General features: G+C 63.1%; 19 protein-coding genes. 3 read left to right on the plus strand and 16 right to left on the minus strand.

Annotation, left to right across the window (positions count from 1 at the left end; genetic code table 11):
* Nucleotides 1–453: 453 nt before the first annotated feature.
* Both ACIP1G_RS08190 and ACIP1G_RS08195 read right to left on the minus strand, forming a co-directional pair.
* Complete coding sequence (locus ACIP1G_RS08190; protein WP_400735351.1) at nucleotides 454–1,638, minus strand: M20 aminoacylase family protein; 1,185 nt, start codon at nucleotides 1,636–1,638, stop codon at nucleotides 454–456.
* 1 nt (nucleotide 1,639) lies between these two features.
* Nucleotides 1,640–2,941: an MFS transporter gene (locus ACIP1G_RS08195; RefSeq protein WP_400735353.1), complete on the minus strand. Its 1,302-nt coding sequence runs from the start codon at nucleotides 2,939–2,941 to the stop codon at nucleotides 1,640–1,642.
* A gap of 373 nt (nucleotides 2,942–3,314) precedes the next feature.
* On the opposite strand from ACIP1G_RS08195, the gene ACIP1G_RS08200 reads away from it, so the two are divergent.
* Nucleotides 3,315–4,445: a porin gene (locus ACIP1G_RS08200; RefSeq protein WP_400735354.1), complete on the plus strand. Its 1,131-nt coding sequence runs from the start codon at nucleotides 3,315–3,317 to the stop codon at nucleotides 4,443–4,445.
* Here the strand turns inward: ACIP1G_RS08200 and ACIP1G_RS08205 are convergent.
* The 14 genes from ACIP1G_RS08205 to speB form a co-directional block, all read right to left on the minus strand.
* Nucleotides 4,422–5,360 (minus strand): LysR family transcriptional regulator, encoded by a 939-nt coding sequence (locus ACIP1G_RS08205; RefSeq protein WP_400735356.1) that lies wholly within the window; start codon nucleotides 5,358–5,360, stop codon nucleotides 4,422–4,424. The two genes, ACIP1G_RS08200 and ACIP1G_RS08205, sit on opposite strands and share 24 nt — an antisense overlap.
* Nucleotides 5,361–5,446: 86 nt before the next feature.
* Nucleotides 5,447–5,947 carry a peroxiredoxin gene (locus tag ACIP1G_RS08210; protein WP_400735358.1) on the minus strand — a complete coding sequence of 167 codons (501 nt, stop codon included), beginning with the start codon at nucleotides 5,945–5,947 and terminating at the stop codon, nucleotides 5,447–5,449.
* A 299-nt stretch (nucleotides 5,948–6,246) separates the two neighbouring features.
* On the minus strand, nucleotides 6,247–6,387 hold the full coding sequence (locus tag ACIP1G_RS08215; RefSeq protein WP_400735360.1) for a hypothetical protein: 141 nt from the start codon (nucleotides 6,385–6,387) through the stop codon (nucleotides 6,247–6,249).
* A 379-nt stretch (nucleotides 6,388–6,766) separates the two neighbouring features.
* Complete coding sequence (lipA, locus tag ACIP1G_RS08220; protein ID WP_400735362.1) at nucleotides 6,767–7,741, minus strand: lipoyl synthase; 975 nt, start codon at nucleotides 7,739–7,741, stop codon at nucleotides 6,767–6,769.
* Between the two features lie 184 nt (nucleotides 7,742–7,925).
* The gene (glyA, locus tag ACIP1G_RS08225; protein ID WP_400735364.1) at nucleotides 7,926–9,179 is read right to left on the minus strand and encodes a serine hydroxymethyltransferase; all 1,254 of its coding nucleotides are present in this window, start codon (nucleotides 9,177–9,179) and stop codon (nucleotides 7,926–7,928) included.
* A 62-nt stretch (nucleotides 9,180–9,241) separates the two neighbouring features.
* Nucleotides 9,242–12,112, minus strand: coding sequence for an aminomethyl-transferring glycine dehydrogenase (gene gcvP, locus ACIP1G_RS08230; protein WP_400735578.1), 2,871 nt, complete (start codon nucleotides 12,110–12,112; stop codon nucleotides 9,242–9,244).
* Nucleotides 12,113–12,128: 16 nt separating this feature from the next.
* Nucleotides 12,129–12,506, minus strand: coding sequence for a glycine cleavage system protein GcvH (gene gcvH, locus ACIP1G_RS08235; RefSeq protein WP_400735366.1), 378 nt, complete (start codon nucleotides 12,504–12,506; stop codon nucleotides 12,129–12,131).
* A 261-nt stretch (nucleotides 12,507–12,767) separates the two neighbouring features.
* The gene (locus ACIP1G_RS08240) at nucleotides 12,768–14,300 is read right to left on the minus strand and encodes a sigma 54-interacting transcriptional regulator (RefSeq protein ID WP_400735368.1); all 1,533 of its coding nucleotides are present in this window, start codon (nucleotides 14,298–14,300) and stop codon (nucleotides 12,768–12,770) included.
* Between the two features lie 91 nt (nucleotides 14,301–14,391).
* Entirely contained in the window at nucleotides 14,392–15,816 is a 1,425-nt protein-coding gene (gene cycA, locus ACIP1G_RS08245) for a D-serine/D-alanine/glycine transporter (protein WP_400735370.1), read from the minus strand.
* A 444-nt stretch (nucleotides 15,817–16,260) separates the two neighbouring features.
* The gene (gene betA / locus ACIP1G_RS08250) at nucleotides 16,261–17,949 is read right to left on the minus strand and encodes a choline dehydrogenase (protein WP_400735372.1); all 1,689 of its coding nucleotides are present in this window, start codon (nucleotides 17,947–17,949) and stop codon (nucleotides 16,261–16,263) included.
* Between the two features lie 4 nt (nucleotides 17,950–17,953).
* Complete coding sequence (locus ACIP1G_RS08255; protein WP_400735373.1) at nucleotides 17,954–19,423, minus strand: cytosine permease; 1,470 nt, start codon at nucleotides 19,421–19,423, stop codon at nucleotides 17,954–17,956.
* On the minus strand, nucleotides 19,420–19,599 hold the full coding sequence (locus ACIP1G_RS08260; protein ID WP_400735375.1) for a hypothetical protein: 180 nt from the start codon (nucleotides 19,597–19,599) through the stop codon (nucleotides 19,420–19,422). Before ACIP1G_RS08260 ends, ACIP1G_RS08255 begins: the two co-directional genes overlap by 4 nt.
* Before the next feature lie 96 nt (nucleotides 19,600–19,695).
* On the minus strand, nucleotides 19,696–21,204 hold the full coding sequence (locus ACIP1G_RS08265; protein WP_400735377.1) for an aldehyde dehydrogenase family protein: 1,509 nt from the start codon (nucleotides 21,202–21,204) through the stop codon (nucleotides 19,696–19,698).
* 15 nt (nucleotides 21,205–21,219) lie between these two features.
* On the minus strand, nucleotides 21,220–22,191 hold the full coding sequence (speB, locus tag ACIP1G_RS08270) for an agmatinase (protein ID WP_400735378.1): 972 nt from the start codon (nucleotides 22,189–22,191) through the stop codon (nucleotides 21,220–21,222).
* A 267-nt stretch (nucleotides 22,192–22,458) separates the two neighbouring features.
* Between speB and ACIP1G_RS08275 the strand changes: the two genes are divergently transcribed.
* Together ACIP1G_RS08275 and ACIP1G_RS08280 are read left to right on the plus strand one after the other, a co-directional pair.
* The gene (locus tag ACIP1G_RS08275; protein ID WP_400735380.1) at nucleotides 22,459–23,406 is read left to right on the plus strand and encodes a LysR family transcriptional regulator; all 948 of its coding nucleotides are present in this window, start codon (nucleotides 22,459–22,461) and stop codon (nucleotides 23,404–23,406) included.
* Between the two features lie 229 nt (nucleotides 23,407–23,635).
* A complete protein-coding gene (locus ACIP1G_RS08280; RefSeq protein WP_400735382.1) occupies nucleotides 23,636–24,979 on the plus strand; it encodes a gluconate:H+ symporter in 1,344 nt (447 codons plus the stop codon).
* Nucleotides 24,980–25,000: the final 21 nt, after the last annotated feature.

A 25,000-nucleotide genomic window follows, 5' to 3' on the forward strand; every position in this document is an offset into this window, starting at 1 on the left:
TCCTACATCGGTACAGCGTGAGCCCGCAACCTGCGCGGTACGTGTAGGAGCGGGCTTGCCCGCGAAGCAGGGGACGCGGTGGATGGCACCGGCTTTGCTGGTGTTCGCGGCTGAAGCCGCTCCTACATCGGTACAGCGTAAGCCCCTAGCCTGCGCGGTACGTGTAGGAGCGGGCTTGCCCGCGAAGCAGGCAACGCGGTGGATGGCACCGGCTACGCCGGTGTTCGCGGCTGAAGCCGCTCCTACATCGGTACAGCGTAAGCCCGCAGCCTGCGCGGTAGGTGTAGGAGCGGGCTTGCCCGCGAAGCAGGCGACGCGGTGGATGGCACCGGCTACGCCGGTGTTCGCGGCTGAAGCCGCTCCTACATCGGTACAGCGTAAGCCCGCAGCCTGCGCGGTTGGTGTAGGAGCGGGCTTGCCCGCGAAGCAGGCGACGCAGTGGCTGGCACCGCCTCAACGCAGGTAATCCTGGACCCACTTCACCCAACAATCGGCACCAATCTTCACCAACGCATCGTTGAAGTCATAGTGAGGATTATGCACCGAACAACCATGGAACTCGCCGGTACCATTACCCAGCATGAAGTAACAGCCAGGCCGCGCCTCCAGCATGTAAGCGAAGTCTTCGGTGCCCATAACCTTTTTCGGCATCTTGTCCAGCATCGTACCGTCGGCAAACAACGGCCGCAGGCTTTCCCGCAGCAACGCACTTTCGTCATCGCTGTTGCACAACGCTGGCGCCAGTTGGGTGAATTGCACGTCAATCTGCACACCAAAGCTTTCTGCGTGCCCGTTGGCCAAGGCGTCAATGCGGCTGTTGATCTTCTGCTGGGTCTCGGCCGTGTCGGTGCGCACGCTAAGCAGCATGCAGGCCTCGTCGGGGATGATGTTATAGACGGTACCGGCCTGGATCATGCCGATGCTGATGACGGCATACTCCTCCACGCTCAGGTTGCGCGACTTGATGGTCTGGATGCCACTGATCAGGCTGTTCAACGCCATCACCGGGTCCACCGAAAGTTCTGGCATCGCACCGTGCCCGCCTTTGCCGGTAATGCGAATGCTGACGCGCTCGGAGGACGCCATGGTCGGCCCGGCCTGGACCACGCAGGTGCCCACCGGCATGCCGGGCATGTTGTGCAGCGCATACACCGAGTCACACGGGAAGCGCTCGAACAGGCCGTCGTCAATCATCGCCTTGGCCCCGGCCAGGCCCTCCTCGTCCGGCTGGAAGATCACGTTCAACGTGCCATTGAAGTTGCGCGTGGCCGCCAGCTGCGCGGCGGCGGCCAGCAGGATCGCGGTATGCCCGTCATGGCCGCAGGCATGCATGCGGCCAGGGATCTTGCTGGCATGCTCGAAGGGATTCTTTTCGCTCATCGGCAATGCGTCCATGTCTGCCCGCAAGCCGATGCTGCGCGGGCTGTCGCCCACCTTCAACACCCCGACCAGGCCATGCCCACCCACGTTGCGATGCACCTCATAGCCCAAGGCCTGCAGCTTGTCGGCCACCAGCGCCGCGGTATCGGGGGTGTCGCCACCTAGCTCCGGCGCGGCGTGGATCTGCCGACGAATCATGACGAACTCATCCAGCTCTGCTGCCGAACGTCGAGGTTGGTTGCTCTGCAAAATGCCCATATCACTCGCATCCTTTGTTTTCGGGGAAGTATTTGAGGCAGGCCAGGCTGACAACGCCGCCGGCCAACAAGAAGTACGCCGGCGCCAACGGTGTGCCCAGCGCGCCAATCAGCCAGGTAGCCACCAGCGGCGAGAAGCCACCGAATATCGTCACCCCCAGGCTGTAGCTGACCGAGGTGCCGAATGAGCGTCGAGCCTTCGGGAAGCCCTCCATGATCAGCGCAAAGAACGCACCGGCACCGATGCAGGTCGGCAGGATCAGGACCGCCACGCACATCATGGCCAGGCCCATGTGCTGCACTTGCCCAAGCAGGTAGAACACCGGCAGGGTCAACACCACCGGGGTGGCAACCGTCCATCCCAGCAGGCGCTTCCTGAGTTGGTACTTGTCGGCAAACTTGCCCGCCAACGGGCAGATGATCGCCATGCAACCGCTGCTGATACAGGCAATCGCCATCGCGCTGCCTTGCGGGTAATGCAAGGCCGTGGTCAGGTAGGTGGGCATGTAGAACACGAACAGGTACATGCCGATGGTGGAACTGGCCATCAGGCCGATGCCTTGGACGATGCGTTTGAGCAGTTCGGCGTCCAGCCCCTGCTCGCCCTTGTGCCCAGGCTCGGCCTCATGGGTTTCCGGCAAACGCGTGCGAATGTACCAACCGACCGGTCCGATCAGCAGGCCGAAGATGAACGGTATCCGCCATCCCCAGCCTTCCAGGGCCGCAGGGTCGAGCCACAGGCTGAGGGCAAAGCCAAAACCGGCCCCCACCAGTGCGGCGTAGCCCTGGCTGGCGGCCTGCCAGCTGACGCTCTGGCAACGCTTGTGCACCGCACTGGACTCCATCAGGAACACCGACGCAGTACCGACCTCCCCGCCTGCCGACATACCCTGGATAAGCCGCCCGGCCACCAGCAGCACTGTTGCGAAAATGCCGATCTGCGAATACGTGGGGGCAAAAGCGATCAGCGCGGTGCCCAGGGTCATCAGCCCGATGGTCAGGCTCAATGCTGCCTTGCGCCCGCGCCGGTCGGCGTAGCGACCGATGACCATCGCCCCGACCGGGCGCATCAGGAAACCGACGCCAAACGTGGCCAACGACATCAACAACGACGCCATCGCTGAGTCGGAGGGGAAAAAATGCTTGCCGATCAGTACAGCGAAGAAGCTGTAGATGGTGAAGTCGTACATTTCCAGCGCATTGCCCAACGAGCAGGCAATCAAGGTTTTACGAGAAGAGGATGCCTGCGCGACTGAAGGCGCGCCCGTCTGCAGGATTGGCGGTGCGGATAGCGGTGTGGTCATTGTTATCTCCGTTGGCAAATCGCGGCGTGCAGCGAATATCAGCCAATCGGGCACTCAACACACTTGCAGTTTCGGCATGTGGCTAACCAATGGTTAATTGACCAGACCGGCCGTTGGCCAATTTGCCCTGAACTGGCGCACAGTTCGCCATGCCTGTGCCTGCCGCCCCAGAATCGTTCACTGATCCGCGCCCATAACGCGGCCTGGCGGCGGGTTCGCAGCCTGTCTAGCGCAGAGGTTGTTACCAGCCCAGACGCCGCGCCGGCCCATGATTAACCAAACGGCATGACCAGGCCGAATAAGCAATCACGCTGCAACGCCCTGTTCACTGACGCTACAGCCACCACATCACTGTGCTGGCCTGGAGTCGTGAATGAACACTCGCATTACGTCGTTGCTGTTGATGATCCAAGGTGCTTGCCTTGCCGCGCAGGCACAGGCAGAGGGCTTTCCGACGCTCGCCCGGATTGCGCCGGGCTTTGGTTACTACGGCGTGGATTACGGTTTCGATGACAAGCTCAAGGTCTACGGTACCGTGGACGCATTCGCCAGCTATCACGACTCGCAGCACCACTCGGGTTACAAGCTGGCCGGCGGCGGCGCCTGGACCAACAAGCTCGGGCTTTATGTACGCAAGGGGCTGACCCCTGATAGCGCGCTGGAACTGGTCGCCGAAGAGGGCTTCAACATCAATGGCAAGGCCCTGGAGGGTACCTGGGACACCGTTGGCAGCCTGCGCCTGGCGGCAGTCGCGCTGCGCTCGAAAACCTTGGGCAAGCTTGAATTCGGCAAGACCTACAACATGGGCACGCCCACCTACGCCGACCCGTTCCTGGCCACCTACGGCTCGCCCTACACCTACCTGGCCCTGCCTGCCGCTGGCAAGGGCGCCTTTTACCTGGACATGCGCCCGAAGCACACCCTGGCCTACACCAGCCCTAACTTCAACGGTTTCACCCTCGGCACCGCGCTGAGCTTCGGTTTCGACGATGCCGCCAGCCAGGGCCGCACCGTGCGCGGTGGCGGCGCCCGGCTGCAATACCGCAACAGCCGCGTGATACTGCTGGGCTCCTACAACCTGTACTACAGCGACCCATGGGACGACGCTGGCGACTCGCGCCAGACCGCCAACTACTACAAGAGCCTGTCGGCGTTCTATGACTTCGGCCCACTGTCCACCAGCCTGACCTGGCAACGCCAGGACGTGGACCAGGCCGGCACGCCCAGCACCACGCTGTACACCTTCGGCGTGATGGCGCCGGTCGGCGAGCTGGACGTGCTGCGCCTGGCCGTGATGCAGCGCCAGGTCAGCGCCCACGACAAGGACGCGCTAGGGGTGATGGTCGGCTATGACCACTTCTTCACCCCGCGCTGGGCCGTGTATGGACGCGTCGGCATGATCGCCAACCAGCGTGCGTCGTCGGTCACCTACGCCGGCACCCCGGTGGACCAGGTGGGTGACAACCCAAGCAACGTCTCGCTAGGCATGTACTACCACTTCTGACGCCACAGCACGGGTTTGCCTGAGCACCTGCCCGCGCAAGCTGTGGAACAGCTCCTGGGCAGGCGCCGTGAGGCTGTGGCGGTCGATACAGACCAGGTTGATGGGGTAATCCGGAATCAACTCCTGCACCGCCATGGCCACGTACTCGCAATCGACGCCAAAGGTGATCCCCTGGTCCACGGCCAACTCACTGATGGTCATCAACGATTCGGTGTTCTTCAGCAGCTTCAGCGCCATCATCACCGAGGTGCACTCAACGGTGTTTTGCGGTACCCGCAGGCCGTTGGCCTCGAACAGTTGGTGAAACTGCGAAGCCTGGTCGGACAGCTCGTCCAGGCTGATCCAGTGGCCATACTGCAAGGTGCGCAGTGACTTGGTGAACTTGTGCTGGTTGGACGCATGGCAGATCACCCTGCCCTTGATGCTGCCCAGGGCCTCCCAGTCCAGGCTGAGCCGGCTCAGCGGTTGCTGCGAGGTAATGGCAAAGTCCAGGCTGCCATCGCGCAGGCGCTGCAGGATCTGGCTGGGGCGCAAGTCGGTAATGGTGATTTTCACCCGCGGGTACTTGCGCCTGAAAGCCAGGATACTGTCATCTACCCCATCGAGCATCGCCGTCAGCGATGTGACCCCGATCGTCACCGCGCCCAACGCGGCATCCTGGATGCTCGCCGCTTCGATCTGCAGGCGGCGAATGCTCTCCACCACCAGGTTGGCATGGCGGATGACGCGCTTGCCTTCCTCGGTAAGGGCCATGCCTTTGTGCGAGCGCTGCAACAGGGTAAAACCAACCTCCCGCTCCAGGTCCTTGATCGAACGGCTCAGCGCGGGCTGAGTGATGTGCATGAGCTTGGACGCTTCGAGGATGCTGCCGGCGTTATGGATGGCAACCAACGCCCTGAGTTGGTGAAGTTTCAACCGTCTGTCCTTATTGTTAGCGGCCGGTCTGAACTGTTCTGCGGCGGCCTCGACAGCCATTGACTGCAAGGCCTGGACCATAAAACCTAACGCAACGCGGCAAGCATGCTCATGGCATCACTGACCTCGAACTTGCCGGGCGCTTCAAGCGCAATGTGCTCGACGACCAGATCGTTGACCAACATGGCATAGCGCTGCGAACGACGCCCCAGACCGCGTGCCGAGAGGTCCTGGGTCAGGCCTAGCGCCTCACTGAATTCGCCATTGCCATCGCCGATCATCTTGACCGCATCGCCCACCTGCAGGCTGTTGCCCCAGGCATTCATGACAAAGGCATCGTTCACTGAAATGCAGAGGATTTCGTCAATGCCAGCCGCGAACAACGCAGGTGCGGCCGCTACATAACCGGGAACGTGGCGTTCAGAACAGGTCGGCGTGAACGCGCCGGGCAAAGCGAAAATCAGCACTTTCTTCTGCTTGCAGCGCTCGCGAATGGAAAAGGCATTCGGGCCGATCGCGCAGGCGCCTGCATCGTTGTTGTATTGGTAAAGGGTAATGTCGGGCAGTTGGTCGCCGGTCTTTATCATCGCTGTCTCCTGGGTGAGGTGATGATTGAGCGGAACATGATGCCGCAGTCTGGTCGAAATGTCCGTGCACGCAGTAAGGGCTGACAGGTGCTTGCCTTGAGATGTTGGGTGCTTGTGAGATCGAGCGCCGCCCGCGCGGCGCTTCGCGGCACAAGGCCGCTCCTACATTTGTTTCGGGCCAGTTATTCCTGTGCCTTTGGCGCGCGCACCCTGGGTGCATGGCTGGAGATTGAGAAACAGCAGCAAGTTCAGACAGCGGCGCCAGGCAATATTAATATGATATCAATGCTGACTACCGTTCAATGCGCCAATATCGCCTGGCTATGGTCGATGGAAGGGACCGGCACCACATCACGCCTTGCCGCCAGCCATTCGCGCATTCGCACGGTATCGAATATCTGCCCCTCTTCCATCATCACCAGAATGAGCGCTTGGGACATTCGGTAACAACCACATTGGGCACAACACCGCTCTTCCCATCCGTGGGTACACACAATGGATTCGGCCTGTCCTGCGCAAATTAGACAGCTCATGTACGCCCCCTGTTGTTGTTCTTCCCTGGAGGGTGGTTGCAAGGTTACGAAGATCACATGTTTTTTAATAACCATGAGATTTCCATGCCAACTCTGGGCAATCGAGGTGTTCTCCTTCTTCGGGACCGGCCTCTTCGCGGGTAAACCCGCTCCTACACTGACGGTATGATTCGCACAGGGGGTGCTGTTCCCGTAGGAGCGGGTTTACCCGCGAAGAGGCCAGAACAAGCGAAACATCAACCAAGCCTGGGTGCCCTGCGTCATGAGCAGCGCTAAAAAATACTGATCAGCACCCTAGCGCCTGCTGGTCAGCATGGTAAGACGAGCGCACCAACGGCCCGGATGCCACGTTCCTGAAGCCCATCGCCAAAGCCTGTTCGGCCAACCAGGCAAAGGTGTCCGGGTGGACGAAGCGCTGCACCGGCAAGTGGCTGCGCGAGGGCTGCAAGTATTGCCCCAAGGTCAGCATATCCACCCGATGCTCGCGCAGGCGCTGCATCACTTCGAGCACTTGCGCATCGGTTTCACCCAGGCCGAGCATCAGCCCGGACTTGGTCGGCACCGTAGGCACACGTTGCTTGAAGCGCTCCAGCAGGTCCAGCGACCACTCGAAGTCCGAGCCCGGCCGTGCCGCCTTGTACAAGCGCGGCACGGTTTCCAGGTTATGGTTGAACACATCTGGCGGCTCCTGCTCGGTAATGGCCAACGCCACATCCATGCGCCCGCGGTAATCCGGCACCAGGGTTTCCAGCTGGATGCCTGGCGACAACTTGCGGATCTCGCGCAGGCAATCGACAAAGTGCTGGGCGCCACCGTCACGCAGGTCGTCGCGGTCCACCGAGGTGATGACCACGTACTTCAAGCCCAGGTCGGCGATGGCGATGGCCAGGTTCTTGGGTTCGTCGGCGTCCAACGGTTTGGGCCGGCCGTGGCCGACATCACAGAACGGGCAACGCCGGGTGCAGATGTCGCCCATGATCATGAAGGTCGCGGTGCCGCCAGAGAAGCACTCGCCCAGGTTTGGGCAGGCCGCTTCCTCGCACACGCTGTGCAGCTTGTGCTTGCGCAGCAAGGCCTTGACCCGCGCTACCTCCGGGGTGGTGGGAATGGCCACGCGGATCCAGTCGGGCTTGCGTGGCACATCCTCGGTGGGCAGGATTTTCACCGGGATACGCGCCACCTTCTCGGCGCCGCGCAGCTTCACCCCGGCCTGCACCGGCTGTGGGCGCGGCGGTGTGTGTTGCAGTTGTTCGGTAGACATGGCTGGCTCCTGAGCTGTCTTACATCAATCATCCGACCTGCGCAGGCTCTGTAGGAGCGGCCTTGGGTCGCGATCGGGCTGCGAAGCAGCCCCAGCAATATGTGCATCAATGCTGTAACCCTGGGGCTGCTTTGCAGCCCGATCGCGACACAAGGCCGCTCCTACAAAGACCTGTATTCACCGACTAGGCCGGATAGACCGGGAACAGCTTGCACAACTCCGACACATGACGGGCGACGTGCGCCTCGACATCAGCATCACCCAGGTGCTCAAGGATGTCGCAGATCCAGGTCGCCAGGGCCCGGCACTCCGCTTCCTTGAAACCACGGGTAGTCACCGCCGGCGTGCCAATGCGCAGGCCCGAGGTCACGAACGGCGACTGCGGGTCGTTGGGCACGGCGTTCTTGTTCACGGTAATGTGTGCCCGCCCCAGCGCGGCGTCGGCATCTTTGCCGGTGATGCCCTGGCGGATCAGGCTGACCAGGAACAGGTGGTTGTCGGTGCCCCCGGAAACCACGTCAAAGCCACGCTGCATGAACACCTGGGCCATGGCCTGGGCGTTGCTGATGACCTGGCGCTGATAAGCCTTGAAACCAGGGTCCAGGGCCTCCTTGAAGCACACCGCCTTGGCCGCGATCACATGCATCAGCGGCCCCCCCTGCCCGCCCGGGAACACCGCCGAATTGAGCTTTTTCTCAAGCTCCGGGTCGGCCTTGGCCAGGATCAGGCCACCGCGTGGCCCGCGCAGGGTCTTGTGCGTGGTGGTGGTGACCACATCGGCGTACGGCAGCGGGTTTGGGTACAGGCCTGCGGCCACCAGGCCGGCGACGTGGGCCATGTCGACAAACAGATAGGCCCCGACCTTGTCGGCGATCTGCCGGAAGCGCGGGAAATCCAGGGTTTTCGAGTAGGCCGAGAAGCCCGCCACGATCATCTTCGGCTGGTGCTCGACGGCAAGGCGCTCGACTTCGTCGTAATCGATCAGGCCGTTGGCGTCGATGCCATATTGCACGGCGTTGTACAGCTTGCCCGAAGACGACACCTTGGCGCCGTGGGTCAGGTGCCCGCCGTGGGCCAGGCTCATGCCCAGCAAGGTGTCGCCAGCTTGCAGCAGGGCCAGGTAAACCGCGGCGTTGGCCTGGGAGCCAGAGTGCGGCTGGACGTTGGCGTAACCGGCGCCGAACAGTTGCCTGGCACGGTCGATGGCCAGTTGCTCCACCACATCGACATGCTCGCAGCCACCGTAATAGCGCTTGCCTGGGTAGCCTTCGGCGTACTTGTTGGTCAACTCGGTACCCTGGGCCTGCATCACCTGCGGGCTGGTGTAGTTTTCCGAGGCGATCAGCTCGATGTGGTCTTCCTGGCGCTGTACTTCGCGGCGGATGGCCGCGGACAGCGCAGGGTCGAAATCGGACAGGGTCAGGCTTTTGTGGAACATAGGTGTGACTCCTTGTTATTCAATCGGCAAGTACGGCCCGGCGCAGCACAGGGCCGGCATCATCAGGCGTCTTGGTAGCTCGACAGTGGCGGGCAGGCGCAGGCCAGGTTGCGGTCGCCGTAGACGTTGTCCACGCGCCCCACCGGCGGCCAGTACTTGCTCTCGCGCAGGTCGGCCAGCGGGTACACCGCCAACTCCCGGCTGTAGCTGTGCGGCCATTCGCCGACCAGTTCGCTGGCGGTATGCGGGGCGTTCTTCAGCGGGTTGTCGAGCTTGTCCAGGGTGCCGTTTTCCACCGCACGGATTTCTTCGCGGATGCAGATCATCGCGGCGCAGAAGCGGTCCAGTTCTTCCTTGGACTCACTCTCGGTCGGCTCGACCATCAGCGTGCCGGCCACCGGGAACGACATGGTCGGGGCATGGAAACCAAAGTCGATCAGCCGTTTGGCCACGTCCTCGACGCCGATGCCGCTGCTGTCCTTGAGCGGGCGCAGGTCAAGAATGCACTCGTGGGCCACCAGGCCGTTGTCGCCGCTGTACAGCACCGGGTAGTGTTCTTCCAGGCGGCGGGCAATGTAGTTGGCACTGAGAATCGCCAGCTGCGAAGCGCGTTTGAGCCCTGCCCCGCCCATCATGCGGATGTACATCCAGGTGATCGGCAGAATGCTGGCACTGCCATAAGGCGCCGCGCTGACCGCGCCTTGCTTGTTGTGCATATGGCCGTGCCCGGGCAGGAACGGCGCCAGGTGCGCCTTGACGCCGATCGGACCGACGCCGGGGCCACCGCCGCCGTGGGGAATGCAGAAGGTCTTGTGCAGGTTCAGGTGCGACACGTCGCCACCGAACTTGCCCGGTGCGCACAGGCCGACCATGGCGTTCATGTTGGCGCCATCCAGGTACACCTGGCCGCCATGCTCATGAATTATGTCGCAGATGCGGGTGATGCCATCCTCGAACACGCCATGGGTCGATGGATAGGTGATCATCAGGGCCGCCAGCGTGTCCTGGTGCTGCTCGGCCTTGCGCTGCAGGTCGGCGACATCGACGTTGCCGCGCTCGTCGCAGTTGACCACCACCACCCGCATGCCGGCCATCTGCGCCGTGGCCGGGTTGGTACCGTGGGCCGACGACGGAATCAGGCACACATCGCGCCCTGCCTGTCCACGGCTGGCATGGTAGGCGCGAATGGCCAGCAGGCCGGCGTACTCACCCTGGGAGCCGGCGTTGGGCTGCAACGACATGGCGTCATAGCCGGTGGCTGCACACAGCATGGCCTCCAGTTCATCGGTCAGCTGGCGGTAGCCCAGCGCTTGTTCGGCCGGGGCGAACGGGTGCAACGCGCCGAATTCGGGCCAGGTGATCGGGATCATCTCGCTGGCGGCGTTGAGTTTCATGGTGCACGAGCCCAGGGCGATCATGCTGCGGTCCAGGGCCAGGTCCTTGTCACCCAGGCGACGCAGGTAGCGCATCAGCTCGGTTTCAGAGTGGTAGCGGTTGAACACCGGATGCTGCAGGAACGGCGTGTTGCGCAGCAGCGCCGATGGCAGGCAATCGGCACTGTCGGCCGCCAGGGCGGCGAAGTCCGGCAACGCCTGCCCGGCAGCCGCGAACACTCGCCACAGGGCCTCGACGCTATCCTGCTCGCAGGTTTCATCCAGCGACAGGCCAACCCGCACGGCATCGATCGGGCGCAGGTTCAGCCGTGCGCTACGGGCAGCGGCGAACACATCGGCCACTGGCCCTGCTGTCACCACGCTGACGGTGTCGAAGAAGTGCGCCTGCTCGACCTGGTGCCCGAGCTGGCGCAGCCCCTGCACCAGAATCGTGGTCAGGCGGTGCACCCGGCGGGCGATCTGGGTCAGGCCCTGAGGGCCGTGATACACCGCATACATGCTGGCGATGTTGGCCAGCAGCACCTGCGCGGTGCAGATGTTGCTGGTAGCTTTCTCGCGGCGGATATGTTGCTCGCGGGTCTGCATGGCCAGGCGCAGGGCCGGCTTGCCGAAACGGTCGATGGACACCCCGACCAGGCGCCCGGGCATGTCGCGCTTGAACGCGTCACGGGTAGCAAAGTACGCCGCATGCGGGCCACCGAAACCCAGCGGCACGCCGAAGCGCTGGGCGCTGCCGATGACCACGTCGGCCCCCCACTCACCCGGTGGGGTCAGCAAGGTCAGCGCCAGCAGGTCAGCGCACACCGAAACCAGCGCGCCAGCGGCATGGGCGCGCTGCACCAGGGCGCGCTGGTCGGCGATTTCACCGGTACTGGCCGGGTACTGCAGCAGCAGGCCGAAATAGCCGTCGAGGGGCTGGCCAGCCAGCGCCGCTTCGTCACCGATGACCACTTCGATACCCAGCGGCTGGGCACGGGTACGCAACACATCGAGGGTCTGCGGGTGACAATGGCGAGAGGCAAAGAACGCCGAGGCCTTGGTCTTCGCCAGGCGCTTGCAGAAAGTCATGGCCTCGGCAGCAGCGGTGGCTTCATCGAGCAACGAGGCGTTGGCGATCTCCATACCCGTCAGGTCACTGACCAGGGTCTGGAAGTTCAGCAGTGCTTCCAGGCGGCCCTGGGAGATCTCCGGCTGGTAAGGCGTGTAGGCGGTGTACCAGGCCGGGTTTTCCAGCAGGTTGCGCAGGATCGGCGTCGGCGTATGGCAAGGGTAGTAACCCTGGCCGATATGGTTGCGGTACAGCTGGTTGTTGCCAGCTACGGCCTTGAGTGCGGCCAGGGCTTCGGCTTCACCCAGCCCGGCGGTCAGGTCAAGCACACTGCTGCCCTTGATGCTGGCAGGGATGACGCTGTCGGTCAGCGCGTCGAGCGAATCATGCCCGGTCAGCGCCAGCATCGCCTCGATATCGCCTTCACGCGGGCCAATGTGACGGGCGACAAACTCATTGTCGGTGCCCAGCGGGGTGCATGGGTTGTTCATGGCGGCCACCCCCGGCTCAGGCGTTTTCGGCCAGGAAGCGGTCATAGCCGTCCTGGTCCATCAGGGTGTCGAGCTCGGCAGGGTTGCTGGCCTGGATACGGAAGAACCAGCCATCCTGCATCGGCGAGGCGTTGACCAACTCAGGGTCGTCGGCCAGGGCCTGGTTGACGGCTACCACGGTCCCGGTCAACGGCATGGTGATGTTGCTGGCGGCCTTCACCGACTCGAGCACCGCGACTTCATTGCCTTCGCCATACTCGCCAGGCTCCGGCAACTGCACGAACACCACATCACCCAAGGCCGCCTGGGCATAGCTGGTGATGCCGACGGTCAGCTCGCCAGTCGCTTCCAGCCGCAGCCATTCGTGTTCGGGAGTAAAACGCAGAGTGCTCATGGAATGTCCTCTCTTGTTATCGGGTGGGTCCCTGTGCGGGACTGCCAGATACCAGAGCAAGAGCAATGCCAATCATGTTTTATCTATATATATCAAGGTATTACGTATGTTTAGCGGCGTTTTCGCTACCCCAGCAGCGGAGCGTATTCGCTCCACTGCACAGGCCTGCTGCTCACCCCTCGCAGGCCGCGCCACTGAACCCGTGCCCCGCAATCAAACGGAGTGCTATCACTCCAGCGGAGCGTATTCGCACCAGGTCGGCTACGAGGCCCGGCTGGCGATACCGTACTTGCGCAGACGCTGGCCGATGGCGGTGTGGGACGTTTGCAGGCGCGTGGCCAGTTGCCGGGTCGAGGGGTAGCTTTCGTACAGTTTCTCCAGCAGAGACTTTTCAAAGGCCTGCACGGCCGCTTCCAGGCTGACGATTTCCCCTCCTTCGGCCTGCTGGCTGCTCAACGCGGTGCCGGCCAACTCCAGGTCGTCACAGTCGATCACCTCGCCCTCGCTGATCGCCGCAGCGCGGAAAATCACGTTCTGCAACTGGCGCACATTGCCAGACCAGCGATTGCCCAGTAGCAGCGGATGGGTAGCCAGCGCCAAGCGGCACGGCGAGCGCTGGATCTGCGCACAAGCCTGACGCAGGAAGTGCTCAGCCAGCAGGAGGATGTCCTTGCCGCGTTCGCGCAGCGGCGGCACCTTGAGGTTGAGCACGTTTAGCCGATAATACAGGTCTTCGCGAAAGCTGCCCTCCATCACCATGCTTTCCAGGTTGCGGTGGGTGGCACAGACCACCCGCACATTAACGCGTACCTCGTTGCCACCCCCTACCCGGCGAAAACTGCCGTCATTGAGAAAGCGCAGCAGCTTGGCCTGCAGGTAGGGCGACATCTCGCCCACCTCATCGAGAAACACCGTGCCGCCATCTGCCAGTTCCAGCAGCCCCGGCTTGCCGCCCCGCTGGGCGCCGGTAAAGGCGCCAGCGGCGTAACCGAACAGCTCGCTTTCGGCCAGGCTCTCGGGCAGCGCCGCGCAGTTCAGCGCCAGGAAAGACGTGTCGCGCCGGGCACTGAGCGCATGGCAGGCACGGGCTACCAGCTCTTTGCCGGTGCCGGTCTCGCCCTGGATCAGCAGCGGCGCCTCCAGGCTCGCCACCTTGTGCAAGCGTGCCTTGAGTGCCTGCAGCACCGCCGACTCCCCCAGCAACGCCCCCAGCCCCTCGCCGTTGTCATGCAGCAGCGAGGCCAGCCGCTCGCCGATACGGCTAGGTGGGTACAGAGTCAGCAACCCACCCACCAGGCCATCGGCCCCACCGCTGATCGGTGTGGCCTCCAGCAGCAAAGACTGGTCCTGAAAGCTCACCTCGCACATCGGCAGGCGAAAGCCCTTGTCGATCAGGGTGCGGGCCAGGTCCGGCTCGGCAAACAGCTTGCTCAACGGCTCACCGGCCGGCTCGTGGCCCACCAGGCTGACCAACGTCGGGTTGGCCAACAGCACATGGCCCGCGCGGTCCACGGCCAGCACCGGGTCGCTCATGGCCGCCAGCAAGGCCTCCAGCTGCAAGCGCCGGCGGTGGCCGGGCAGGAAGTCGACCAGCGATACCTCCTGCACCCCGTCCACCCCCAACAGCGCGGCGTAAAGCTCGTCGAGTACCACCGGCGACAAGGTCGGGGCATCGATGTAGACGTTGGGCGGGATCATTTCCACGGCGTCCAGGTTGAGGTTGCGCGCCCCAAGCAGCGACAGGATTTCCTGAGTGATACCGACACGGTCGACGAAGGTGACGTGGATTCTCATCTGTGCTCCTGCAAAGACCTGTTTGGCAAAAAGACAACAGGGGGACAGCGCAACGGCGCCGTCCCCCTTGGGCAAAACCTGTAGGTGCCGATCAGTCGGCGTCAAACGACAACTGCGCGGTCTCCTGCTTCTTCTGGCGGATCGAGCGGTACGCCAGGCCCAGCACGGCAAACCACACCGGCACCAGGTACAGCGCCATGCGGGTGTCGGCTTGCAGGGCCAGCAATGCCAGGATGAAAGCGAAGAACACCAGGCACACCCGGCACATGGCGCTGCCGCCGGGCATCTTGTACTTCGATGCCTGGTGCAACGGGTCGCGCTGCTTGCGATACGCCAGGTACGACAGCAGGATGATCGACCAGACAAACATGAACAGCACGGCCGAGACCGTGGTGATCAGGGTGAAGGCATCGAGCATGTTTGGCACCAGGTAGATGACCAGTGCCCCGCCGGTCAGGCACACGCAAGAGAAAATCAGGCCATTGGACGGCACGGCGCGGTTGGACAGCGCGCTGAACTTGCCGGGCGCATCGCCATCCACTGCCAGGCCGTAGAGCATGCGGCTGGTCGAGAACACGCCGCTGTTGGCAGAGGACATGGCCGAGGTCAGCACCACGAAGTTGATGATGCCTGCAGCTGCCGGCAGGCCGGCCAGCACGAACAGTTCGACGAAGGGGCTCTTGTTGGCGACCACTTCTCGCCAAGGGGTAACGGCCATGATGGCGATCAGCGCCAGCACGTAGAAGACGATGATGCGCAGGGGAATCGAGTTGATCGCCCGTGGCAGGTTGCGTTCCGGGTTCTTGGTCTCAGCGGCCGTGGTACCCACTAACTCGATGCCGACAAAGGCAAAAACGGCTATCTGGAAGCCGGCGAAGAAGCCCATGGCGCCGTGGGGGAACATCCCGCCGTCGTTCCACAGGTTGGCCAGCGCGGCGGCATGCCCGGCCGGCGACTGGTAAGTCGCGGCCACCATGTAGAAGCCGGTGCAGACCAGGGCGCAAATGGCCACGATCTTGATCATGGCAAACCAGAACTCCATTTCCCCGAACATCTTCACGGTCATCAGGTTCAGCGTCAGCAACAGGCCAACGCACGCCAGTGCCGGTATCCACAACGGCATGTCCGGGAACCAGAACTGTGAATAGGCAGAAATGGCAATCACATCGGCAATACCGGTGACAATCCAGCAGAACCAGTAGGTCCAGCCGGTAAAGAACCCCGCCCACGGCCCCAGCAGGTCGGCCGAGAAATCGATGAACGACTTGTAGTTCAAGTTGGACAGCAACAGTTCACCCATTGCCCGCATGACGAAGAACAGCATGAAGCCGATGATCATGTAGACAAAGATGATGGAAGGCCCAGCCAGGCTGATGGTCTTGCCAGAGCCCATGAACAAGCCGGTGCCGATGGCACCGCCGATGGCGATCAACTGGATATGGCGGTTGGACAGGTTGCGTTTGAGTTCGTGTGCGTCACCCTCAGGCGGGCAGTGACCATGCGGCAAGTTATTCATTGTCATGTACCTTGCTAGTTTAATTGTTTTTATAACGTCACAAGTTCAACCCTCGGGACCGGAAGAACAACTTTCAAGTCCGGTCGAGTGCAAGGTCGGGAGCAAGGTCTGTGCCAAGCGCAAATAGCGCCAGTTAGCGGGGTTTTATTGAGTTGTGGCTTTATTGGCTGTAAAGAAGTCACTCCAGAAAAGCGTGCCAATCAGGCGTTCGAGCAGCCCCAGGTGCAGTGAGTGCTGCCCTTGCCCGCCCTGTATCGAAATCATTCCAACGGAGCGTATTCAGTCCGCCAGACTGACGCGATCCCCTGTAGGAGCGGCCTTGCGTCGCGATAGGGCCGCAAAGCGGCCCCGACAATGCTTGCTTCTGCGCTGAAATCCTGGGGCTGCTGCGCAGCCCTATCGCGACGCAAGGCCGCTCCTACACCGAGCGCGTCAGCCGGGCATTTAGCGAACAGGCATCTCACGCACCGGCGCACGGCTGCGCTGCTGCTCCTCCCAGCCGCCCACCAGGCCAACCGGCACGTCAACCGGCGCCAGCGGCTGGCGCCCGCGCACCAGGTCGGCAGCGCGCTCGGCCAGCATGATGGTCGGGGCGTTGAGGTTGCCGTTGGGCTCGCTCGGGAACACCGAAGAGTCGATCACCCGCACCCCCTGCAGGCCACGCACACGCAACGCCGAATCAACCACCGCCATGTCATCCTCGCCCATGCGGCACGAGCCACACGGGTGCATGGTGCTTTCCATGTTGGCGCGCACGAAGGCGTCGATTTCTGCGTCAGTCTGCACCTGCGGCCCGGGCGCCAGCTCCTCGCCACGGTAACGGTCCATGGCCGGCTGGGCAATGATCTCGCGGGTCAGCCGTACACAACGGCGAAAGCCCTCCCGGTCCTCTTCGCTCTGCAGGTAGTTGAAGCGGATTTGCGGGTGCTGGTACGGGTCGGCCGACAGCGCCCGCACATGGCCACGGCTCTTTGGCTTGTTGGGCCCGGTCAGCACCATGAAACCATGGCCCTTGAACGGTTTGTCGCCGTCATAGCGCATGGCCGCCGGCAGGAAGTGGAACTGGATGTCCGGCCAGCGTAGGCCTTTGGACGAGCGGATGAAGCCGCCCGCCTCGAAGTGGTTGCTGGCCCCCAGGCCGTCCTTGAACAGCAGCCAGCGCAAGCCGATCAGCGCCTTGCCCAGCAGGTTCATCTTGCCGTTGAGGGTAACCGGTTCCTTGCACGCATACTGGATGTAGATTTCCGAATGGTCCTGCAGGTTCTCGCCCACCCCCGGCAAATCGTGGCGCACCTCGATGCCAGCGCTCTTCAGCACGGCCGCAGGGCCGATGCCAGAACGTTGCAGCAAATGCGGCGAGCCGATCGGGCCAGACGCCACCAGCACCTCACGGTTACACAGCACCTTGTGGATCTGCCCGCCCTGGTCATATTCCACACCCACCGCCCGCTTGCCATCGAGCAGGATGCGCCGGGTCATGGCATGGGTGATCACGGTCAGGTTCGGCCGGCTCATGGCCGGGCGCAGGTAGGCATTGGCGGTGGACCAGCGCACACCGTCCTTCACCGTCATGTGCATGGCGCCAAAGCCTTCCTGCATGTAGCCGTTACAGTCATCGGTCTTGATGTAGCCAGCTTCGGCACCGGCCTCGACCCAGGCACCGTACAACGGGTTCTGCATGTTGTTGCCATTGTTGGTAGACAGCGGCCCTGCGCCGCCGCGGTAGTCGTCGCCACCAAACTTGTACTGCTCGGCACGCTTGAAGTACGGCAGGCAGTTGCGATAACCCCAGTTCTTCGCACCCAGGCTTTCCCACTCATCGAAGTCGCAGGCATGGCCACGGATGTACACCAGGCCATTGATCGACGACGAGCCACCCAGCACTTTACCCCGCGGGCAATGCAGGCGGCGGTTGTCCAGGTGCGGCTCGGCCACTGTCTCGTAGCGCCAGTTGTACTTGCTGGTGTTCATCGGCAACGAGAATGCGCTGGGCATCTGGATCAGTACGCTGCGGTCGCTGCCGCCGAACTCCAGCACCAGCACCGAGGTGCCAGCGTCTTCTGTCAGGCGGTTGGCCAACACGCAGCCGGCAGAGCCTGCACCGATAATGATGTAGTCGTATCGCTTGGTCATTGTTCTAGTCCTGTGCGCGAAGGCCGACGGCCTCGATGTTGCGTTCATTACGCTTTGGGTAGCCGCCCCACGCCAGGCGCGCCGCCAGCAGGCGGGTCAGGCCGTAGTGCACCAGCCCGGCCAGCAGGCAGGACGGTAGCGAGGCAGTTGCGAAGGTGAAGAAGTCGGTATGGGCCAGGGTCTGCGGGTTGAACACCACCACGTAGATCGCGAAGCCCGCCACCAGCGCCACCAGTGCGATGAGGTTGAAGCCTTTGCAGTAGCGCAGCGGCGACACACTTTGTTCGGCGTAGAGCTGCCGCAGGTTCAGGCGCTGCCTGCGCAGGAAGAAGTAATCGGCAATGCCGATGCCGGCCAGGGCACTGTTGAGCGCGGAGGTCCACACCAGGAAGATGAAAAAGCCATCGTAGATACCCGGCAGCAGCACCACGATCCCCACCGGGATGATGCAGAACAGCGTGATCAATACCCCCCAACCCAAGCTGCGCAGGCGTTCGCCGGCCAGCTGGCGCAAGCCGATCACTGCGGTGTAGAGGATGTTGACCATGCCGGTCAGGTTGGCCAGCGCCAGGAAGCTCAGGGCGATGACGCCAAAGCCCATGCCACCGGCCAGGCGCATCCAGGCGGTAGGGTCGCTGCTACCCAGGGTGGTGGCGGCAAACAGGCTGACCGACTCACCCAGCGAAGCGGCACCGAAGATACCCACCAGATTGGGCCAGAAGGCCGTACGCTGGTTGCTGCACAGGCGCGACAGGTTGCCGATGTAGGGCCACCAGGAAAAGCCCGCAGCGATGTTGATTTCCACCGCTACCATGAAGTTGACGTGCGGGTTCTTGAACGGTGGCTGCAAGGGAGGCATGGCCAGCAGTTCGTCGAGGCTGTAGCGGCGGGAGATGAAGTACATCAGCGCCAGCATGATCAGGATCAGGCTGGGCGCGATCACCGCACTCAGCCGGCGAATCATGTCTGGCCCGCGCATGGCCACCAGCGCCGCCAGGACAATGGCCAGCAAGGCCCCAGCGGTCACCAGCCAACCGTCACCGTTGGGCTGGCTGTGTTGCACCAGGGTCTCCAGGTTGTCCAGCGCCCGCCCGCACATCAGGCCCAGCACCGCCAGCCAGCCCATGGTCAGCACCACCACCGAGAGGAAGTACACCAGGCGGCTGCCATTGAGGCCGAACATGCTGCGCAGGAAGGTGAACTGCTCGACGCCGTACTTGCCACAGGGCAGGCAGGTGGACGAGGCCGCAAGGACCACGCCGATGATGTTGCCGATGATGATCGCCGCAATCCCTTGCAAGGGCCCGACGAACAGCGCCGTGGCGCCACCGATCAGGAATACCCAGGTGGCCACTGCCAACGCCGAGTTGGCGTAGGCAAAGCCCCAGAAACCCCAGACCCGCTCACTGGGCAGCAAGGGGGTGTCACCCCGCTCCGCACCCAGGCGAAACTCCTGTTCACGGGAAGCACTCATGGCTGGCCCCCCAGGTAGTACGCACCGGCAACCATCACCAGCACCAGCACGGCCAGTGCAACCACATCGGTCGCTGTCATTGCACCCGGCCAGTGCGCCCTTTTCTCCAACTCCTCATAGGCGCACAGGCGCCTCTCCAGGTCTTGCGCACGCTCCACATCCACTTGGCTGTTCATCGGCATCACCTCTACAGGTTCTTGTTCTTGAAATTCGATGCTTGATTGAACCTGCGTCGCTCGCCAAACCTCAGCGACGCAGGCTGGCCCTGTACCTCAGGGCAAGGTAATCCACACCGCCTTGGTCTCCAGCAGAAACTCCAGTTGTTCCGCGCCCAGATCCTTGCCGTAGCCCGATTGCTTGTAACCACCAAATGGCATGGCCGGGTCAAGGGTGCCGTGGGCGTTCACATACACGCTGCCGGCGCGCAACTGCGGGATCAGCCCGTGGACCTTGCCCAGGTCGTTGGAGTAGATCGCCGCCGCCAGGCCAAACTGCGAGTCGTTGGCCAGCGCCAGCGCCTGCTCCTGGGTATCGAAAGGCTGGGTGACCAGCACCGGGCCGAAGATTTCCTCGCGGACGATGCGCATGTCGTTGTTGCAGTGGGCGAAGATCGTCGGCTGCACGTAGAAGCCCGGGCCATCCAGTGGCTCGCCGCCATAGTGCACCCGCGCGCCTTCGGCCTTGCCCAGGGCGATGTAGTCCAGCACCCGCTGCTGTTGCTGGCGCGACACCATGGGGCTGATGAAACAGTCAGGGTCCAGCCCCGGGGCGATCTTCAACGTGGCGGTGTAGCGCGCCAGCGCGTCGAGAAACGCCGGGTAGACACTGCGCTCGACATAGGCACGGGTACCGGCGTCACACACTTGCCCTGAGTTGAAAAACACCCCGTTGGCCACAGCTTGCGCGGCCGCCTCGATGTCCGCGTCGGCGAACACGATCACCGGCGACTTGCCGCCCAGTTCCAGGGTCAGGCGCTTCATCTGGTCCATCGCCGACTTGCCCACCGTGCAACCCACTGGCGTGGAGCCGGTAAAGCTCAGTTTGTCGATGCCCGGGTGGCTGGACATCGCCTGGCCGACCACGCTGCCGCGCCCGGTCACGATGTTCACCACCCCGTCGGGAATGCCCGCGGCCTGCACCAGCTCGGCAAAGCGCAGCGCCGACAGCGAGGTCAGCTCCGCTGGCTTGACCACCACGGTGCAGCCGGTGGCCAGCGCCGCGCCCAGCTTCCAGGCCATGGTCTGCAGCGGGAAGTTCCACGGCACGATGGCGCCGACCACCCCCACCGCTTCCTTGCGGGTGTAGGCCAGGTAGTTGCCGGGCAGCGAAGGCGTGACCGTGCGGCCGTGGACCTTGCTGGCCCAACCGGCAAAGTAACGCAGGGTATCGACCGTGCCCTGGATGTCGACGGCACGCGCCTGCACCACCGACTTGCCCATGTCGATGGCTTCGATCTGCGCCAGTTCGTCGCCGTGGGTTTCGATCAAGTCGGCAAGGCGATGGATCAGGCGCTCGCGTTCCAGCGGTTTCAGCTGGCTCCAGGCGCCGCCATCAAACTGCGCGCGTGCGGCGCGCACCGCGCGGTCGAGGTCCTCTGCCGTGCCCATGGGGATACGCGTCAGTACCCCTTCGGTGGAAGGCTCTACCACCTCGGCGCTGCCGCCGTCGCTGGCCTCCAGCCAGGCACCGGCGATGAACATGCGTTGCGGCTTGCTGAGAAAACGCTGGGTCGCCTCGGAAACACCGAAGGCCTGCAAGTAGGCTTTTACCTTGTTGTCCACAGTACAGTCTCCGGGTCAGCGAGCCTTGGCGCGCGCGTGGAAGATGAAGCCGATGCTGTTCATCAGCAGTTGGGCGGCGAGGATCGAGGTCATGCCGGTGGGGTCGTAGGCCGGGGCCACTTCCACCAGGTCCATGCCGACGATGCGGCCGTGGCTGCGCCGGGCCAGGGCCTGGATGATCTCCAGCACTTCGTAGTACAAGAATCCGCCATGGCTCGGGGTACCCGTGCCCGGGGCGATGGACGGGTCGAAGCCGTCGATGTCGATGGTGATGTAGTAGTTGCGGCCTTCGGGGATTTTTGCCAGCACGCCCTCGCAGCCCAGGCGGCGTACGTCACGTACCGAAAGAATCTGCGAGCCGGCGTCACGCGCGGCGTCGTAGTCGTCGCGGTTGGACGAGGACACGTTGCGAATGCCCATCTGGGTCATGCCGACAATGTGCTCCAGCTCCGAGGCGCGGCGCAGCGGGCTGCCGTGGCCGTAGCGCACGCCGTGGCGCTCGTCGACGAAATCCAGGTGGGCGTCGAAATGCACGATGTGGATCGGCCCATGGCCTTCGAACGCCTTGATCACCGGGGCATGCACCGAATGGTCGCCGCCCAGCACCACCGGCATGGCACCCGCCGCAAGGATCTGCCGCACGGCCAACTCGATGTTGGCGTTGCTGCTGGCCATGTCGGTATGCACGATGTCGGCATCGCCCACATCGACCATGCGCACCTGGTCTTCGGTCAGGTAGGTGGCGTCATCTTCGAAGTCGTAGGCACCGGCGTGGCCGAAGGAAAACAGGGTCGATGCCTCGCGAATGCCGCGCGGTCCAAAGCGTGCACCAGAACGCCATTGGGTGCCCATGTCGTTGGGCGCGCCCAAAATCGCCACATCGGCGTCGATTGCTGCCCAGTCGGTGCACACCGGCGCCTTGGCGAACGTGCAATGGCCGACAAAGGGCAGGTTCAGGCGGCCGGACTCATAACCGTGTTTTGCCATGTTCTGCGTTCTCCACTTGTTGTTCTATGTCAGGAGACGGGGCGACTGCGCGACCACCGTTGCAGCCACTATGGCAACCGACCGGGCAGGGAAAAATGCGCAAGTGCAGATACATACATCGCACCCGCCGATGTATTCACCGCTGGCGCAGCCAGGCAAAACCAGGCATTGCAGCGGCCAGGCACTCATGCTTAATTAGCGCGACAAGAACAATGCGCGGGCGCTCATATCAGCACTGGCGATGTGACGCCCGACCGGGAGGCCATGGTGATCCAGCTGCACGATGTCGACCTGAAGCTGCTCAGGGTATTCACCACGATCGTCCGCTGCGGCGGCTTTTCTGCGGCGCAGGCGGCGCTCAATGCCGGCCAGTCGACCATCAGCGAACAGATGTCGCACCTGGAGACACGCCTGGGGGTCAAGCTTTGCCAGCGCGGGCGCAGCGGCTTTCGCCTGACCGAGCAAGGGGTGGCGATCCATGAGGCCACCCTGCGCCTGCTCAGCGCCGTCGAGAGCTTTTGCCTGGACGCCGACGTGCTCAAGCAGCACATCAGCGGCAAGCTCAACCTGGGCATCATCGACTCCACCCTGACCGACCCGGTCTCGCCACTGCCGCGCACCACCCAGCGCTTTGTTTCACGCGGGCACGATGCCCACCTGCACATCTACATCGGTGCCCCGGCGGAACTCGAAGAGCGCGTGCTGGACGGCAGGCTGCACCTGGCCATCGGCCACTTTCCCATGCGGGTGGCCGGGCTGTCCTACCTGCCGCTGTATGACGAGGCCCTGGGGCTGTACTGTGGCCGGCGCCACCCGCTGTTCGCCAGCAATGCGAGCAACGGCCGGCTGATGGAAGATGTGCGCCAGAGCCGTATCGTGGTGCGCGGCTACATGCAGCAGTACGACCTGGAACAGTTGGGCATCACCAAGGCCGACGCCACCGTGGAGAACATCGAGGCGGCGGCGATCCTGATCATTTCCGGCGCGTATATCGGCTTCTTGCCGGTGCACTTTGCCGAACAGTGGGTCAAGACCGGCGAAATGCGGCGCCTGGGCGCCAGCACCCTGGACCTCAGCTCACCCTTCGATGTGGCGACCCGCCGCGGTGTCTCGCGCCCGCCCATCCTGCAGGCCTTCCTTGAGGACCTGGCGGCCTGCACCCTCCAGCCAGGGCCTGTGAATGCGGGTGGACTGCCCAATGACATGGCCCGCTAAACACAGACCGCCGCCCATGCACCATAATGTGTCACGAAAAGAGAGCACCCACCGACGACACATTGCGTCGAACATGGCTACCCACATGTGAAATGTTCGCCATGCATGACACAGGCTCACCTATGGGGTGAGGAGTGATCGTTTGAGTCGATCAAGTCGCTGAAATCTAATGGTTGGAAACCAACAAGAAGCTCGCACGGAAGCGATCAGCGACAGAGATAACTACAACATGACTCCAACGTTCTCGTTAATCGTTCTGGGCACTGCAATACTCCTGATCGTGGTCATGATCAGCAAGCTCAAGGTCCACCCCTTCCTCGCCCTGCTTTGCGCAAGCCTGGTGGTCGGTATCGGCACCGGCATGCCGCCTACGGCCATGGTTGCCGCTTTCGAGAAAGGCATGGGCAGCACGCTGGGCTTTCTCGCCGGCATCATCGGCCTGGGCAGCATCCTCGGCAAACTGCTGGAAGAATCGGGCGGTGCCAGGCGCATCGCCACCACGCTGCTGAACCTGCTGGGTGAACGCAACGCCTCGTGGGCCATGATGCTGGTGGGCTTCATCGCCGGTATCCCGGTGTTCTTCGAAGTCGGCTTCGTGCTGCTGATTCCGCTGATCTACGTGGTCGCCCGGCAAACCCGCATCAGCATGCTGTACCTCGGCGTGCCGCTGGCCACCTCGCTGATGGTGGTGCACTGCATCCTGCCGCCGCACCCGGCCGCTACGGCCATCACCGGCATGCTCAATGCCGATATCGGTACCGTTATCCTGTACGGCCTGATCGTTGGCCTGCCCACTGCAATCATCGCCGGCCCGATCTGGGTGCGCTTTGCCTGTGAGCGTGGCGCAACACCAGCGCAACAGGCCTTCCTTGCGGCACGCACCGAGGCCCAGGCAGACGACCAGCCACTGCCGGCCTTCGGCATCACCCTCGCCACCGTACTGCTGCCGCTGCTGCTGATGGTCGGCAAGACCTTGGCCATCACGGTTCTGGCAAAGGGCACCACGCTGTACGAGTGGGTGGCCTTTGTGGGCAACCCGCTGATCGCCCTGGCGCTGTCGGTGGTGTTTGCCTACTGGGCGCTGGGCCTGCGTCGCGGCCTGGACATGGCGCAGTTGCTCAACCTGACCCAGCGCTGCTTCCCGCCCCTGGCCGGCATCCTGCTGATCATCGGTGCCGGTGGCGCCTTCAACGACATGCTGGTGGGCAGCGGCATCGGCAAGGCGCTGGCCGACGTGCTCAACCAGACCCAGCTCAACCCGATCATCCTCGCCTGGCTGATCGCCGGGATCATGCACTTTGCGGTTGGCTCGGCCACGGTCGCGATGATCAGCGCGGCCGGCATGGTGATGCCGATGCTTGGCCAACACCCCGAATACGACCGGGAAATCCTGGTAATCGCCATCGGTGCCGGTGCCATCGGCTGGACGCACATCACCGACTCGGCATTCTGGGTGGTCAAGGAATACCTGGGCCTGTCCCTGAGCGATGCGCTGAAGAAATTCACCGCGGCTACGGTGCTAGCCTCGGTAATCGCTTTGTGCCTGACCCTGCTCCTTTCGAAAATTGTCTGATCTACTCTGCAAAGACTGCAT

This window comes from Pseudomonas sp. NPDC089392 (genome assembly GCF_044749595.1).
In the GTDB taxonomy this organism is placed as follows: Bacteria; Pseudomonadota; Gammaproteobacteria; order Pseudomonadales; family Pseudomonadaceae; genus Aquipseudomonas.

What these genes read in the sequence shown, in the direction of transcription:
- ACIP1G_RS08215 (WP_400735360.1), bottom strand. Translation starts at nt 6,387, where the DNA reads ATGTCCCAAGCGCTCATTCTGGTGATGATGGAAGAGGGGCAGATATTC.
- ACIP1G_RS08190 (WP_400735351.1), bottom strand. Translation starts at nt 1,638, where the DNA reads ATGGGCATTTTGCAGAGCAACCAACCTCGACGTTCGGCAGCAGAGCTG.
- cycA (WP_400735370.1), bottom strand. Translation starts at nt 15,816, where the DNA reads ATGAATAACTTGCCGCATGGTCACTGCCCGCCTGAGGGTGACGCACAC.
- ACIP1G_RS08210 (WP_400735358.1), bottom strand. Translation starts at nt 5,947, where the DNA reads ATGATAAAGACCGGCGACCAACTGCCCGACATTACCCTTTACCAATAC.
- ACIP1G_RS08255 (WP_400735373.1), bottom strand. Translation starts at nt 19,423, where the DNA reads ATGAGTGCTTCCCGTGAACAGGAGTTTCGCCTGGGTGCGGAGCGGGGT.
- gcvH (WP_400735366.1), bottom strand. Translation starts at nt 12,506, where the DNA reads ATGAGCACTCTGCGTTTTACTCCCGAACACGAATGGCTGCGGCTGGAA.
- glyA (WP_400735364.1), bottom strand. Translation starts at nt 9,179, where the DNA reads ATGTTCCACAAAAGCCTGACCCTGTCCGATTTCGACCCTGCGCTGTCC.
- ACIP1G_RS08200 (WP_400735354.1), top strand. Translation starts at nt 3,315, where the DNA reads ATGAACACTCGCATTACGTCGTTGCTGTTGATGATCCAAGGTGCTTGC.
- speB (WP_400735378.1), bottom strand. Translation starts at nt 22,191, where the DNA reads ATGGCAAAACACGGTTATGAGTCCGGCCGCCTGAACCTGCCCTTTGTC.
- gcvP (WP_400735578.1), bottom strand. Translation starts at nt 12,112, where the DNA reads ATGAACAACCCATGCACCCCGCTGGGCACCGACAATGAGTTTGTCGCC.
- ACIP1G_RS08195 (WP_400735353.1), bottom strand. Translation starts at nt 2,941, where the DNA reads ATGACCACACCGCTATCCGCACCGCCAATCCTGCAGACGGGCGCGCCT.
- ACIP1G_RS08260 (WP_400735375.1), bottom strand. Translation starts at nt 19,599, where the DNA reads ATGAACAGCCAAGTGGATGTGGAGCGTGCGCAAGACCTGGAGAGGCGC.
- ACIP1G_RS08280 (WP_400735382.1), top strand. Translation starts at nt 23,636, where the DNA reads ATGACTCCAACGTTCTCGTTAATCGTTCTGGGCACTGCAATACTCCTG.
- ACIP1G_RS08240 (WP_400735368.1), bottom strand. Translation starts at nt 14,300, where the DNA reads ATGAGAATCCACGTCACCTTCGTCGACCGTGTCGGTATCACTCAGGAA.
- lipA (WP_400735362.1), bottom strand. Translation starts at nt 7,741, where the DNA reads ATGTCTACCGAACAACTGCAACACACACCGCCGCGCCCACAGCCGGTG.
- betA (WP_400735372.1), bottom strand. Translation starts at nt 17,949, where the DNA reads ATGACCAAGCGATACGACTACATCATTATCGGTGCAGGCTCTGCCGGC.